The 14,002-nt window shown below is 61.1% G+C and carries 11 protein-coding genes; 3 read left to right on the top strand and 8 right to left on the bottom strand.

The window, feature by feature from the left end; translation table 11 throughout:
• Positions 1–55: 55 nt before the first annotated feature.
• The 5 genes from AACY30_RS04620 to AACY30_RS04600 form a co-directional block, all read right to left on the bottom strand.
• Positions 56–1,873 carry an ABC transporter ATP-binding protein gene (locus tag AACY30_RS04620; protein WP_339468275.1) on the bottom strand — a complete coding sequence of 606 codons (1,818 nt, stop codon included), beginning with the start codon at positions 1,871–1,873 and terminating at the stop codon, positions 56–58.
• Positions 1,866–2,501, bottom strand: a complete 636-nt coding sequence (locus AACY30_RS04615) for a DsbA family protein (protein WP_339539872.1) — start codon at positions 2,499–2,501, stop codon at positions 1,866–1,868. The genes AACY30_RS04620 and AACY30_RS04615 overlap by 8 nt, the downstream gene beginning before the upstream one ends.
• A 3-nt stretch (positions 2,502–2,504) precedes the next feature.
• The gene (gene trhO, locus AACY30_RS04610) at positions 2,505–3,446 is read right to left on the bottom strand and encodes an oxygen-dependent tRNA uridine(34) hydroxylase TrhO (RefSeq protein WP_339539869.1); all 942 of its coding nucleotides are present in this window, start codon (positions 3,444–3,446) and stop codon (positions 2,505–2,507) included.
• Positions 3,447–3,647: 201 nt separating this feature from the next.
• On the bottom strand, positions 3,648–3,941 hold the full coding sequence (locus AACY30_RS04605; protein WP_339468271.1) for a BolA family protein: 294 nt from the start codon (positions 3,939–3,941) through the stop codon (positions 3,648–3,650).
• A gap of 12 nt (positions 3,942–3,953) precedes the next feature.
• Complete coding sequence (locus tag AACY30_RS04600; RefSeq protein ID WP_339416474.1) at positions 3,954–4,475, bottom strand: DUF2059 domain-containing protein; 522 nt, start codon at positions 4,473–4,475, stop codon at positions 3,954–3,956.
• 193 nt (positions 4,476–4,668) lie between these two features.
• Here AACY30_RS04600 and AACY30_RS04595 point away from each other — a divergent pair, with 193 nt between their 5' ends.
• Positions 4,669–6,051, top strand: coding sequence for a class II fumarate hydratase (locus AACY30_RS04595; RefSeq protein WP_339416476.1), 1,383 nt, complete (start codon positions 4,669–4,671; stop codon positions 6,049–6,051).
• Here AACY30_RS04595 and AACY30_RS04590 read toward each other — a convergent pair.
• From AACY30_RS04590 to pap, 3 genes are all read right to left on the bottom strand, one after another.
• On the bottom strand, positions 6,048–7,004 hold the full coding sequence (locus tag AACY30_RS04590; protein ID WP_339468267.1) for a DMT family transporter: 957 nt from the start codon (positions 7,002–7,004) through the stop codon (positions 6,048–6,050). The genes AACY30_RS04595 and AACY30_RS04590 overlap by 4 nt on opposite strands.
• 130 nt (positions 7,005–7,134) lie before the next feature.
• Positions 7,135–8,319 (bottom strand): thiolase family protein, encoded by a 1,185-nt coding sequence (locus tag AACY30_RS04585; protein WP_339539866.1) that lies wholly within the window; start codon positions 8,317–8,319, stop codon positions 7,135–7,137.
• A gap of 91 nt (positions 8,320–8,410) precedes the next feature.
• Complete coding sequence (pap, locus tag AACY30_RS04580) at positions 8,411–9,928, bottom strand: polyphosphate:AMP phosphotransferase (protein ID WP_339539863.1); 1,518 nt, start codon at positions 9,926–9,928, stop codon at positions 8,411–8,413.
• A 152-nt stretch (positions 9,929–10,080) separates the two neighbouring features.
• Between pap and mnmC the strand changes: the two genes are divergently transcribed.
• Both mnmC and AACY30_RS04570 read left to right on the top strand, forming a co-directional pair.
• A complete protein-coding gene (gene mnmC, locus AACY30_RS04575) occupies positions 10,081–12,069 on the top strand; it encodes a bifunctional tRNA (5-methylaminomethyl-2-thiouridine)(34)-methyltransferase MnmD/FAD-dependent 5-carboxymethylaminomethyl-2-thiouridine(34) oxidoreductase MnmC (protein ID WP_339468263.1) in 1,989 nt (662 codons plus the stop codon).
• Positions 12,070–12,226: 157 nt separating this feature from the next.
• Positions 12,227–13,999 (top strand): N-acetylglutaminylglutamine amidotransferase, encoded by a 1,773-nt coding sequence (locus AACY30_RS04570; protein WP_339416481.1) that lies wholly within the window; start codon positions 12,227–12,229, stop codon positions 13,997–13,999.
• The last annotated feature ends 3 nt before the right edge of the window (positions 14,000–14,002 follow it).

Below are 14,002 nucleotides of genomic sequence, written 5' to 3'. Positions count from 1 at the left end.
GCACTGCTGGATACGCACGCGAAAAACCGCTTCCGATAGCTCAGCTTAGGCTGAATCAACGTACTTGCTGTAAGTGCCCGTAGAGTTTGGCGTACAAGCCGCCATCGGCAATCAATTGCTGATGATCACCGTCCTCAGCAATGTGACCGCCGTCGAACACTAATACTCGGTCGGCTTGCTTAACCGCCGACAGGCGGTGGGCGATGATCAGTGTAGTACGCCCACTGAGAAACCGCGCCAGCGCCTGGTGCAGGCTGTACTCGGTAGCGGCGTCCAGGGCGGAAGTTGCTTCGTCGAGGATCACCACTTTCGGCTCGGCCAACACCATGCGCGCAATCGCCAGGCGTTGACGCTGCCCGCCGGAAAACCTCACTCCGGAGCGCCCCACCACACTGTCCAAGCCCATCGGCAATACCTTGACGGTAGCATCCAACTGGGCGATTTCCAGTGCCTGCCAGCAGGCCTGGTCGCTGCGCTCGCGACCCATGGTCAGGTTGGCGCGCACGGTATCGTTGAACAGCGCGGGATGTTGCAGCACCACGGCGACGTTTTCGCGGATGCTCTCCAGCCCGATTTCCTGCTGAGTGGCACCACCAAAGCGGATAGTTCCAGCCTGTGGCGTATACAGCCCGAGCAGCAGTTGCACCAAGGTACTTTTACCGCCGCCGCTGGCGCCGACGATTGCCACTTTCTCGCCCGGCGCAATGACCAGGTTCAACTGGTCGAGCACCAGGTCTTCGCCGTAGCCGAAGTCCAGGCCGCGCACTTCGATGCCGACGGTCTCACGCCCGATAAACGGGTCTTCACCCCCGGCATACTGCGGTTCGTCGGCACGTGCCAGCAGTTCGTTGATCCGCGTCAGCGCACCGCCCGCCGCGTAATAGGCATATTGCAAGTTCAACAGTTGTTCCACCGGCCCGATCATGAACCATAAGTAACTGAACACCGCGAGCATCTGGCCAATGGAGAGGTCGGAAAACAACACGGTGAGCATGGCGGCCGCACGGAAAATATCGATACCAAACTGGAACAGCAAACCACTGGCGCGGCTGGAAGCGTCGGTTTTCCACTGTGAATGAATGGCAAAGTCACGCACTTCCCGGGCACGCTGGCCCAGGCGCCCGAGGAAAAAGCCCTGGCGGTTGCCGGCGCGCACTTCCTGGATAGCGTCGAGGGTCTCGGTCAAGGCCTGGGTGAAGCGCGACGTACTGTCGTTTTCCAGCTTCTTCAAGTGTTTGACGCGTTTGCCCAACTGCACCGTGGCGTAGATCACCAGCGGGTTGAACAACAGGATCAGCAGCGCCAATTGCCAATGCATCCACACCAGGATCGCCGAAGTGCCTACCAGCGTGAGCATGGCCACCAGAAAGCGGCTGAGGGTTTCGCCGACAAATCTATCCAGGGTATCCAGGTCGGTGACCAAGTGCGTGGTGACCGTGCCACTGCCCAGGCTTTCGTACTCGCCCAGGGAAATACGCTTGAGCCGCTCGATCAGGCGCACCCGGATGCGGTACACGATGTCCTTGGCCAGCCGCGCAAACAGCCGCGCCTGCACTACGTTGAACACCAGGGCACCGCAGCGCAGACACAGGGTCACCAGCAGCATGAGGCCGATATACCCGGCCGCTTTCTGCCAACCCAGCGGGAGGGCGTGGTTCATCACTTTGAGGGCAGCATCGCCATGACCCAGCAGCACTTCGTCCACCAGCAACGGCAGTAGCAAGGGGATCGGTACACTGCACAGGGTTGCCAGCACGGCGACGCCATTGGCGAGCCACAGGGATTTCTTGTGACGCAGGGCCAGGCGGCGAATTTCCGCCCAGGTCAGTCGGTCCACACGTTTGCCGGCATCTTTGTCTGGCTGATCATGCACAGGTCGCTCGCTCCAGCCACCGGCCCAACAACGGCGACAGCTCGGACAACGGCTGGTAACCGTTGGTCAGCAGGGCCAACTGGCCATTACGCTCGGCCAACAGCGTCGGGAAGCCGGCGATACCCAAGTCCTGCACCCAAGTGAAGTCGGCAGCCGTGGCAGCATGCTGCTCGGCACGGTCAAAAGCACCGGCGAACTCGATACGCGGAATGCCCGCCTGCTCGGCCAGCTCCACCAGCACGCTGGCAAGGGTCACATCGCAGCCCTCGACATAAAAAGCACGCTGGATCAGCCCCAGCAGTTTCCACGCGCAATCCGGCGCCAAGCTGCGGGCGGTAACGATAGCGCGGCACGCGGGCTCCGTGTCGTACACAAAACCGTCAGGCAATGCGCCTTCGCGTTTGAACGGCTGGCCGGTGGCGTCGGTGACGGCCTGCCAGTGCTCCAGGATGTAGCGGCGGGTCGTCGGCTCCAACGCCGCGCCACTGCCAGTGCGCAGGCCGCCCACCACCAGGTGCAGTTCCACACCGGCCGACTGGGCCTGCTTCACCAACGCCTGGGCCACCGGGGCAAAGCCCCAGCACCAGGAACACATCGGGTCCATTATATAGAGCAGGCGCGCGGACATAGCTCAAGCCTCGGAAGGTGATTGCTTATAGTTGAAGCCAATCGGGTGCGGCATGTTGCGGGCCTTGGCCAGCTCGATCTGCTTTTGCCGATCAATCGCGCTGCGACGGGTCTTCTCGGGCAGCGTATCCCAACAATGCGGGCAGCTGATGCCAGCCACGTAGTGCTCGGATGCACGGTCTTCCACACTCACGGGTGTGCGGCAGGCATGACATTGATCGTAGTCGCCTTCGCTCAAGTCGTGGCGCACGGTCACACGATTGTCGAACACAAAGCAGTCGCCCTGCCATTTGGTTTCTGCCTGCGGCACCTCTTCGAGGTACTTCAGGATGCCGCCCTTGAGGTGGTAGACCTCGTCGAAGCCTTCGCTGAGCATATAGCTGGAGGCTTTTTCGCAACGAATGCCGCCGGTGCAGAACATGGCGACTTTCTTGTGCTTGGCGGGGTCGAAGTTGGCTTTGATGTAGTCGGGAAATTCACGAAAACTGGTGGTTTTCGGGTCGATCGCGCCTTCAAAGGTACCAATGGACACTTCGTAGTCGTTACGGGTGTCGATCAGCAGCACTTCCGGATCGCTGATCAGCGCGTTCCAGTCCTGCGGGTCGACGTAAGTACCGACCTTTTTGTTCGGGTCGACGCCTTCGACGCCCAGGGTCACGATCTCCTTCTTGAGCTTGACCTTGGTGCGGTAGAACGGCTGATCGTCGCAGTAGGATTCTTTGTGGTCGATGTCGACCATGCGCGGGTCTTTTTTCAGCCAGGCAATCAGGCCATCAATGCCTTCGCGGCTGCCGGAAACGGTGCCGTTGATGCCTTCTTCGGCGATCAGCAAGGTGCCTTTGATGCCATTGTCGACCATCGCCTGCAGCAATGGCTCGCGCACGGCGACGTAATCTTCGAGGGTGACGAACTTATACAGTGCCGCCACGACAATCGGTTGAGTCACGGGTGTTCTCTCCAGGTGGCTACCCTCGTAAAGGGTGAACCGGATAGGGGCAGTTGCGAGTTTTCAGCTGCAGCTACAAGTAAAGGCAAAAGCAAAAAAACGCGCCGACTATGCGGCGCGTTGAGGATTCTAACAAGAAGGAGCTATATGCGGTATGCGAGCTTCAATCTTGCAGCTTGCAGCTAAAAACTTGCCGCTGCTTCACTCTCCTCCTGCGCAGGTCGGCGAGGCCGGAGCTGCGTCGATTTTCGCCCATTCTTCAGGCGTGTAGGTATGCAACGCGAGCGCATGAAACTCGCCCATCAGGTCACCGAGGGTGGCGTAGACCTTCTGGTGGCGCTTGACGCGGTTGAGCCCTTCGAACTGCGGGCTGACCAGCACGGCCTTGAAGTGGGTCTGCAGCCCACGGCTGTGCATATGGCTTTCATCCTGCACGCTCAAATAGTCCTGGCCCAGCTCGGCGAGCGCCTCTTCGATACGCTGTTGCATGGTCATTGCCGGCTCCACTTACTTCTTGGCAGGGGCGGCAGGTTTCTTCGCCGGTGCCAGTTGGTTGGTCATGTCTTCCAACAGCTTGTTCACCACCGGCACGGCGCTTTCCAGCTTGGCCTGGGTCATCTGGGCCGATTGCTGGGTCAGTTGCGGCATTTTTTCCAGGACTTTCTTACCCAGTGGAGACTGGTAGAAGGCAACCAGGTCCTTGAGTTCGGATTCGCTGAAGTTGGTGGTGTAGAGCTTGACCATGTCCGGTTTCAGCTTCGGCCAGCCGATAGCCTGGTCCAGGGCAGCGTTGGCCTTGGCCTGGTAGCTGTCCAATATGGACTGCTTGGCGGCAGGCGCCTTGGTTTGTTCGAAACGCTGGGCGAACATTTGCTGCACTTGCATGTACACCGGGGTACCCAGCTTGTCAGCGTGGGCCAGGGTAAGGAAGGCTTCGGCACTGGCGTTGTGGCTGGCGGTATCGGCAAAAACCTGGCCGCTGGCGCAAACCAGAGCAACCGCGGTACAGATGGCACGAAGACGAGTCATCGAGTTTCCTTTTCTAGCAGGCGAGGTAGGACCCCAAGGGCGCTCATTCTGCGCCTAAAAAACGCCATGGCTCAACCCCACCCCTTGTCGGGCCTGGATTTGCGGGCAATGAATCCGATGAACAACCTTTTACGGAACCCGCTGGGTCGATCAGGGCCTAAACTGCGCAAACGAACCCGAAGGAGTGTGCCCGATGAGCCGTATCGAAACCGACAGCCTGGGAGAAGTCCAAGTCCCGGATGACGCTTACTGGGGCGCTCAGACCCAACGTTCGCTGGTGAATTTTGCCATTGGCGAGCAACGCATGCCCCTGGCGGTACTGCACGCCCTGGCCCTGATCAAAAAGGCCGCGGCACGGGTCAACGATCGAAATGGCGACCTGCCTGCCGACATCGCACGCCTGATCGAACAGGCCGCCGACGAAGTACTGGCCGGCCAGCATGACGACCAGTTCCCCCTCGTGGTCTGGCAAACCGGCAGCGGCACCCAAAGCAACATGAACGCCAACGAAGTGATCGCCGGCCGCGCCAATGAACTGGCTGGCAACAAGCGCGGCGGCAAGAGCCCGGTGCACCCCAACGATCACGTCAACCGTTCCCAGAGCTCCAATGACTGCTTCCCCACCGCCATGAGCATCGCAGCGGTACAAGCGATACATGAGCGATTGTTGCCGTCGATCGCCACGCTTTCCGGTGGTTTGGCCGAACTGGCCGCACGGCATATGAAACTGGTAAAGACCGGGCGCACCCATATGATGGATGCCACGCCGATCACTTTTGGCCAGGAACTCTCGGCATTTATCGCCCAGCTCGATTACGCCGAACGCGCCGTGCGCAGTGCCCTGCCCGCCGTGTGCGAGCTGGCCCAGGGCGGCACTGCCGTGGGCACGGGGCTGAATGCGCCGCATGGTTTTGGCGAAGCGATTGCCGCCGAACTGGCGGCGCTGTCGGGCTTGCCGTTTGTGACCGCGCCAAACAAATTCGCCGCCCTCTCCGGCCATGAGCCGTTGGTAACCCTGCACGGCGCACTGAAAACCCTGGCCGTGGCCTTGATGAAAATCGCCAACGACCTGCGCCTGCTGGGCTCCGGCCCGCGCGCCGGGTTGGCCGAGGTGAAGTTGCCGGCCAACGAACCGGGCAGTTCGATTATGCCGGGCAAGGTCAACCCGACCCAATGCGAAGCGCTGTCGATGCTGGCCTGCCAGGTCTTGGGCAATGACGTGACCATCGGCATGGCCGCGAGCCAAGGGCACTTGCAGTTAAACGTGTACAAGCCGGTGATCATCCACAACCTGCTGGAGTCGATCCGCCTGCTGGCCGACGGCTGCAACAACTTCCAGGCGCATTGCATTGCCGGTCTCGAGCCCGACGCCGAGCAGATGGGCGCGCACTTGGAGCGTGGGCTGATGCTGGTGACTGCGCTTAATCCGCATATCGGCTACGACAAGTCGGCAGAAATCGCCAAGAAGGCCTACACCGAAGGCCTCACCCTACGGGAAGCTGCACTTGAGCTGGGCTATCTGACGGATGCCGAATTTGATCAGTGGGTTCGCCCGCAAGACATGCTCGGCGCCTAGCAAGCCATGCGCACCCGCCGGGCCTTGAGCCCGGCGAGTAACGACGGCGCCAGCGCAACAGTCGCCGAGCCCAACACCACCACCAACGCCCCGGCATACCCCAGGGCGTTGATTTCTTCGGCCTGCACATACTCAGGCCACAACCACGCCGCCAGGGCGACTGCTACAAAGGTCACCAACGGTGTGAGCGCAAGCGTCGCACTGACCCGCGAGGCTTCCCAATGCGCGAGCGCTTCAGCAAAGGCGCCGTAGGCCACCAGGGTGTTCATGCAGCACGCCAGCAGCAACCAGCCTTGCAGCGGGCTCAGGCCCAACGCCTCCAGCGGGTGCGCCCAAGGCGTGAGTAGCACGGCGCAGGACAGGTAGATCACCATCATCACTTGCAGCGAATTCCACACTGTGAGCAATTGCTTCTGACCCAGGGCGTAGAACACCCAGATCGACGTAGCGAGCAGAACGGTCAGCACCCCGGCGGTGTAGGTGCCAAGTGACGTCAACAGCTCCAACAGACGTTGGTTGAAGAACAGGCCAAAACCAACCATCAGCACCAACAACCCCAGCACTTGCCCGCGGCTGAAACGCTCCTTGAACACAAACACGCTGGCGACCATCAAGAAGATCGGCCCCATCTGCACCACTAACTGTGCAGTGCCGGGGCTGAGCATTTTCAAGCCCACCAAGTACAGCACGTAATTGCCCACCAGGCCGCACACGGCCATCCCCACCAGCCAGCCACCCTTGGGGCCCAGCACCTTGCGGCTGGGCAAGCGCCGGGTGAGCGCCAGGTAGACGAACAGGCAACCGCCGGCCACCGTCAGGCGAAACCAGGTGACGGTGATAGGGTCCATCACCTGCAACACCTGCTTGAGTTTGATCGGCAGAATGCCCCAGAGCAGCGCGGTCATCAGGGTCAGTAAAAAACCATAGACCCAGCGGCCGGAAGAGATGTGCATGAATGCCCCAGGAGCCAGAGGAAGTGGTGCAGCATTCTAGGGGTAAGTGAAAGGATTGGGCTACGACGCCGTTCAAATGTGGGATCTGGCAAGCCAGCTCCCACATTCGAGCCGGTTTTTTCAGTGGGGTTTAGCGGACGACTTCGAACAGGCCGGTGGCGCCCATGCCGCCGCCGACGCACATCGTGACAATGCCGTAGCGCAAATTGCGCCGCTGCAGCTCACGCACCAAATGCCCTACCTGCCGCGATCCGGTCATGCCGAACGGGTGCCCGATGGAAATCGAACCACCGTTGACGTTGTACTTCGCGTTATCAATGCCCAGGCGATTACGCGCATACAGGCACTGCGACGCAAACGCTTCGTTCAGCTCCCACAGGTCGATATCCGCCATTTGCAAGCCCTTGGCCTTGAGCAGCTTGGGCACCGAGAACACCGGGCCGATGCCCATCTCGTCCGGCTCGCAGCCAGCCACGGTAAACCCACGGAAAAAGGCTTTGGGCTTGAGGCCCAACGCCAAGGCTTTTTCCAGGCTCATCACCAGGGTCATCGAAGCCCCGTCGGACAGTTGCGACGAGTTACCCGCCGTCACCGAACCGTCCTCGGCAAATACCGGCTTCAACCCTTGCAGGCTGGCCAAAGTGGTGTCCGGACGGTTGCAATCATCACGATCAACCACGCCATCGAGCACCTGCACTTCACCGGTGTTCTTGTCCTCGACCTTGTACTTGACGGCCATGGGCACGATTTCATCGTTGAACAAGCCGTCAGCCTGAGCCTGGGCGGTACGCTGCTGGCTTTGCAGGGCGTACAGGTCCTGCTCTTCGCGGCTGACAGTGTAGCGACGAGCGACGATTTCAGCGGTCTGGCCCATGGGGAAGTAAATACCCGGCACCTGCTCTTTGAGCAGGGGGTTGATCAGGTTGTCGGTGTTGACGCTTTTCATGGTCAGGCTGATGGACTCGACACCCCCGGCGACGATGATGTCGCTGCAACCCGAAGCAATCTGGTTGGCCGCAATCGCTATCGCCTGCAAGCCCGATGAGCAGAAACGATTGAGGGTCATCCCCGCCGTACCGGTGCCCAGTTGCGACAGCACCGCCACATTGCGCCCGATGTTGTAGCCCTGGGCACCCTCGTTGGAACCGGCGCCAACGATGCAATCTTCCACCGTCGCCGGGTCGACGCCGTTGCGGCTGAGCAGCGCATTGACGCAATGGGCCGCCATGTCATCCGGGCGAGTCTGGTTGAACTTGCCGCGAAAGGATTTGGCCAGGCCGGTTCGCACGCTGTCGACGATCACTACTTCACGCATGGGCTACCTCGATCTTGTGGTGGTTGGGAGATGGATCGAGAATAGATCCAGCTCCCATCAACCGCGACGATCATTCACCCTATGGATAGGCCTACTTCTTCTTGCCTTTCTTGCCGTGCTTGTCGGATTGTTCAAATGCCTCCTCCAGCGCCCGGTTGATCGTGCGCAATACCTTGACCCGGGCCCAGCGCTTGTCATTGGCTTCGACCAACGTCCAGGGCGAGACTTCAGTGCTGGTACGGTCGACCATATCGCCGACGGCGGCGCGATAGTCGTCCCATTTGTCGCGATTGCGCCAATCGTCCTCGGTGATCTTGAAGCGCTTGAAGGGGATTTCCTCCCGAGCCTGGAAACGCTCCAACTGGGTCTGCTTGTCGATGGCCAGCCAGAACTTCACCACGATCACGCTGGCATCGCGCAGTTGCTCTTCGAAGTCATTGATCTCGCCATAGGCGCGCATCCAGTCCGCCGTGGTGCAAAAGCCCTCGATGCGCTCAACGAGTACACGGCCGTACCACGAACGATCAAACACGGTGAACTTGCCCCGCGCCGGGATTTTCTGCCAGAACCGCCACAAGTACGGCTGGGCGCGTTCGTCTTCGGTGGGCGCGGCAACCGGCACGATATGGTATTGGCGCGGGTCCAGTGCGGCGGCGACACGACGGATCGCCCCGCCCTTGCCCGCCGCATCGTTGCCTTCAAATACCGTGACCAGGGCGTGCTTGCGCATGCGTTTGTCTCGCATCAGGCCGGAGAGGCGCGCCTGCTCAGTAATCAGTTGCTCTTCGTAATCGTCCTTGTCCAGCCGCAGCGTCATGTCGAGGCTATTAAGCAGGCTCATCTGGTCCACCGCCGAGGGTAACGGCGCCGGGTTCATGCCACTGGCCTTGCCCTTGGACAGCTTCAAGGCGTTTTGCAGGCCTTCGAGCAGGATCTTGCCCACGGTCAGCCCACGGTAATGCGCGTCAACGCCTTCGATGACATGCCACGGTGCATAGTCGCGGCTGGTGCGGCGCAGCACACGTTCGCCGAAATGCACGAATTTGTCGTACGTCTCGGACTGCTGCCAATCCAGCGGGCTGATGCGCCAGCTGTGCAGCGGGTCATCGGCCAAGGCCTTGAGCCGCGCCTTCATTTGCTTTTTGGAGAGGTGGAACCAGAATTTGAAGATCAGCGCACCTTCATCGCAGAGCATCTTCTCCAGACGCTCGGCGCCGGCGATAGCCTGGTCCAGACGTGCATCCTTGATCTGCCCATGCACGCGGCTTTGCAGCATCTGGCTGTACCAATTGCCGAAAAACACGCCCATGCGGCCTTTGGCAGGCAGTTGACGCCAGTAGCGCCAGGCAGGCGGGCGCGCCAGTTCTTCGTCGGTCTGCTGGTCGAAGGTGCGCACTTCGATCAAGCGCGGGTCCATCCATTCATTGAGCAGTTTGACGGTCTCGCCTTTACCGGCGCCTTCGACGCCATTGATCAGGATGATGACCGGAAAGCGCTTCTGCTGTTGCAGCTCGTACTGCGCTTCCAGCAGGGCTTCACGCAGTGCCGGCACTTCGGCGTCGTAAGTGTCTTTGTCGATGGCGTGGCCGATTTCAGCGGATTCGAACATGGGCAGCTCCGTTTCAAAATGGATCAAGACTAGCGGATTGGGCAGCAGCGCGCGGGAGGAAATTCCATACGCGCTTGCCGTAGGTCAATTCAAAGCTTGTTGATCAGCTAGAATGGCCACCTTGCCTTTGCCTGCTTTTTTATGAGCCGTCCATGACCCCCATCACCCACGCCCAGCTCGACTGGGATGATCAAGGTCGCCCGCACTCGCGGGCGTTTGACGATGTGTACTTTTCCGACAAGTCGGGCCTTGAAGAAACCCGCTATGTATTCCTCGAACAGAACCGTTTGCAGGAACGCTTCGCGGCCCTCCCGGCGGGTGGGCGGCTGGTGATTGGTGAAACCGGCTTCGGCACCGGGTTGAATTTCCTGTGTGCCTGGCAACTGTTCGAACAGCACGCGGTTGCCGGCGCGCACCTGCATTTTCTCAGCGTGGAAAAGTATCCGCTGAGCCACGCCGACCTGCAACGCGCCCTCGCCCTCTGGCCCGAACTGCAGCCCTTCGCCGAGCAACTGCTGGCGCAGTACATCGCTGTCCATCAAGGCTTCCAGCGGCTGGTGCTGGATAACGGCCGCGTGACCCTGACCCTGTTGATCGGCGATGCCCTGGAACAATTGCCACAACTGGATGCGCAGATCGACGCGTGGTTTCTCGACGGCTTCGCCCCGGCGAAAAACCCGGACATGTGGACCGCCGAGCTGTTTGCCGAACTGGCGCGCCTGGCGGCACCCGGCTCAACCATCAGTACCTTTACCAGCACCGGCTGGGTGCGACGGTTGATCAACGCGGCCGGGTTCAAGATGAAGCGCACGCCAGGCATCGGCCACAAGTGGGAGATCCTGCGCGGCGAGTACCTTGGCTGGCCCCATGACACGCCGCGCCCAACGTCAGCCAAACCCTGGTTCGCCCGCCCGCCTGCCCTCGACGGTGAACGCCATGCCATGGTCATCGGCGGCGGCCTGGCCGGTTGCGCCACCGCCGCCAGCCTCGCGGCGCGAGGCTGGCGCGTCAGCCTGCTGGAGCGCCACGCGGCGTTGGCGCAGGAAGCGTCGGGCAACCCCCAAGGCGTGCTGTATCTCAAACTGTCCGCACATGGCACGGCCTTGTCGCAACTGATCCTCAGCGGGTTCGGCCACACCCGACGGCTGTTGGAGCACTTGCAGCGTGGTGTCGACTGGGACGGCTGCGGCGTGCTGCAACTAGCGTTTGATGCCAAGGAAAGCCAGCGCCAGGTGCAACTCGCCGACGCGTTCGCCCCGGATCTGCTGCACCTGCTGGACCGCGATCAGGCCCAACAACGCGCCGGGATCAGCCTGGCCCAGGGCGGCCTGTTTTTCCCCGAAGGCGGTTGGGTGCACCCGCCGGCGCTGTGCCAGTGGCAGGCGGCACATCCGTTGATTGAGGTCCTCACACACAACGAGGCCGTTGAGCTGCACCGGGTCGATGGCCAGTGGCAAGCCCGCAACGGCGATTGCGTACTGGCGAGCGCCTCGGTGGTGGTGCTGGCGGGCGCTGCTGAAATCAAGCGGTTCGCGTTCAGCGCCGACTTGCCGCTCAAGCGGATTCGTGGGCAGATCAGCCGCCTGGCGCAAACCTCGGCCAGTGAGGCGCTGACCACGGTGGTCTGCGCCGAAGGTTACGTCGCACCCGCCCGGCTGGGTGAACACACGCTTGGCGCCAGCTTCGACTTCACCAACGACGACCTCACGGCCACCGCTGCCGAACATGCTGGCAACCTGGAGATGCTGCGCGAGATTTCCGAAGACCTGCTGCAGCGCCTGGGCGGAGAACAACTGGCCCCGGAACAGCTGGAGGGGCGTGCCGCATTCCGCTGCACCAGCCCTGATTACCTGCCGATTGTCGGACCGCTGGCGGATGGTACGGTGTTTCAAAGCGTGTATGCCGTGCTCGGCAAAGACGCCCGGCAAGTCCCGGATACGCCGTGCCCGTGGCTACCGGGGGTGTACATCAATAGCGGCCATGGTTCACGCGGGCTGATCACGGCGCCACTGTGCGGCGAACTGATCGCCGCCTGGCTGAGTGACGAACCGCTGCCCATACCGGCCAATGTGGCCGAAGCTTGCCACCCCAACCGATTTGCCTTGCGGGCATTGATTCGAGGTAAAACAAAGACACCGTAATCAGCGCAAACGAGGGCGTTAACGCCAGTGCGCCTATTTGCCTTATAACTTATCGGTCTAAAACTCTACGGATAGCACTGGGTCAGTTTCTGGGTACGCGCCCTCAGGGCGTATTGAGTATTGACCCCTCCCCAACGGAAAAACCGGTAAGGAATTTATGTGCGGATTAGCTGGAGAATTACGTTTCGATGCCCAACCTGCCGACTTGGCGGCCATTGAGCGCATCACCCATCACTTGGCCCCACGTGGCCCGGATGCCTGGGGCTTCCATGCCCAAGGGCCGATTGCCCTGGGCCACAGACGCCTGAAGATCATGGACTTGTCGGACGGCTCGGCCCAACCCATGGTCGATTCACACCTCGGCCTGAGCCTGGCCTTCAACGGTGCGATCTATAACTTCCCGGAATTGCGCAAAGAGCTGGAAGCCTTGGGCTACGCCTTCTATTCCGGCGGCGACACCGAAGTGCTGCTCAAGGGCTACCACGCCTGGGGCGAAGCGCTGCTGCCCAAGCTCAACGGCATGTTTGCCTTCGCCATCTGGGAGCGCGATGCCCAGCGTTTGTTTATCGCACGTGACCGTCTCGGCGTAAAACCGTTGTACCTGTCGCGCACCGGCCAGCGCTTGCGCTTTGCCTCGGCATTGCCTGCGCTGCTCAAGGGCGGCGATATCAACCCGATCCTTGATCCGGTGGCGCTCAACCACTACTTGAACTTTCACGCTGTGGTGCCTGCACCGCGTACCCTGCTGGCAGGCATTGAAAAACTGCCACCGGCGAGCTGGATGCGTGTCGAAGCCAACGGCAAGACCGAGCAGAAAACCTGGTGGACCCTGCCCTACGGTCCGCATGAGGACGAGAAAAACCTCAGCCTGGAAGACTGGACTGATCGCGTGCTCGACAGCACCCGCGAAGCCGTGGCCATCCGCCAACGTGCCGCCGTGGATGTCGGCGTGCTGCTGTCCGGCGGTGTCGATTCGAGCATGCTCGTCGGCCTGCTGCGCGAAGTCGGCGTGCAAGACCTGTCGACCTTCTCCATCGGTTTTGAAGACGCGGGCGGCGAGGCTGGCAACGAGTTCCAGTACTCCGACCTGATCGCCAAGCACTACGGCACCCGTCACCACCAATTGCGCATTGCTGAAAGCGAGATCATCGAGCAACTGCCGGCGGCATTTCGCGCCATGAGCGAGCCAATGGTCAGCCATGACTGCATCGCCTTCTACCTGCTGTCGCGGGAAGTGGCCAAGCATTGCAAGGTGGTGCAGAGCGGCCAGGGCGCCGACGAGCTCTTCGCCGGTTACCACTGGTACCCGCAGGTGGATGGCGCCAGCGATCCTTATGCGGCGTATCGCGATGCGTTTTTCGACCGCAGCTACGAAGATTACGCCGCCACCGTCGCGCCGAAATGGCTGACGGCCAACGACGCCGCCGGTGACTTTGTACGCGAGCATTTCGCCATGCCAGGCGCCGATGCCGCCGTGGACAAGGCACTGCGTCTGGACAGCACAGTGATGCTGGTGGACGACCCGGTCAAACGCGTCGATAACATGACCATGGCCTGGGGCCTGGAGGCGCGTACACCGTTCCTGGACTACCGCCTGGTGGAGCTGTCGGCCCGTGTACCTGGCAAGTTCAAGTTGCCTGATGGCGGCAAGCAGGTCCTCAAAGAAGCCGCGCGCCGTGTCATCCCAAGCGAAGTCATTGACCGTAAGAAGGGCTACTTTCCAGTGCCGGGCCTCAAGCATTTGCAAGGCGATACCCTGAACTGGGTCCGTGAACTGCTGCTGGACCCCAGCCAGGATCGCGGCCTGTTCAACCCGGCCATGCTAGACCGCCTGCTCACCGACCCGCAGGGCCAACTGACGCCGTTGCGCGGCTCCAAGCTGTGGCAACTGGCGGCGCTGAACCTGTGGCTCAGCGAACAAGGAATCTGATTG

Origin of the sequence: Pseudomonas sp. RA_5y_Pfl1_P24, from assembly GCF_963970945.1 — a bacterium.
Classification (GTDB): domain Bacteria; phylum Pseudomonadota; class Gammaproteobacteria; order Pseudomonadales; family Pseudomonadaceae; genus Aquipseudomonas; species Aquipseudomonas tritici.
This window is presented reverse-complemented; position numbering and strand designations above follow the sequence as displayed.

Bases quoted from the DNA above. Each gene is read 5' to 3' on its own strand.
- AACY30_RS04615 (WP_339539872.1), bottom strand. From the start codon at position 2,501: ATGTCCGCGCGCCTGCTCTATATAATGGACCCGATGTGTTCCTGGTGC.
- AACY30_RS04605 (WP_339468271.1), bottom strand. From the start codon at position 3,941: ATGACCATGCAACAGCGTATCGAAGAGGCGCTCGCCGAGCTGGGCCAG.
- AACY30_RS04600 (WP_339416474.1), bottom strand. From the start codon at position 4,475: ATGACTCGTCTTCGTGCCATCTGTACCGCGGTTGCTCTGGTTTGCGCC.
- AACY30_RS04595 (WP_339416476.1), top strand. From the start codon at position 4,669: ATGAGCCGTATCGAAACCGACAGCCTGGGAGAAGTCCAAGTCCCGGAT.
- AACY30_RS04590 (WP_339468267.1), bottom strand. From the start codon at position 7,004: ATGCACATCTCTTCCGGCCGCTGGGTCTATGGTTTTTTACTGACCCTG.
- AACY30_RS04585 (WP_339539866.1), bottom strand. From the start codon at position 8,319: ATGCGTGAAGTAGTGATCGTCGACAGCGTGCGAACCGGCCTGGCCAAA.
- pap (WP_339539863.1), bottom strand. From the start codon at position 9,928: ATGTTCGAATCCGCTGAAATCGGCCACGCCATCGACAAAGACACTTAC.
- mnmC (WP_339468263.1), top strand. From the start codon at position 10,081: ATGACCCCCATCACCCACGCCCAGCTCGACTGGGATGATCAAGGTCGC.
- AACY30_RS04570 (WP_339416481.1), top strand. From the start codon at position 12,227: ATGTGCGGATTAGCTGGAGAATTACGTTTCGATGCCCAACCTGCCGAC.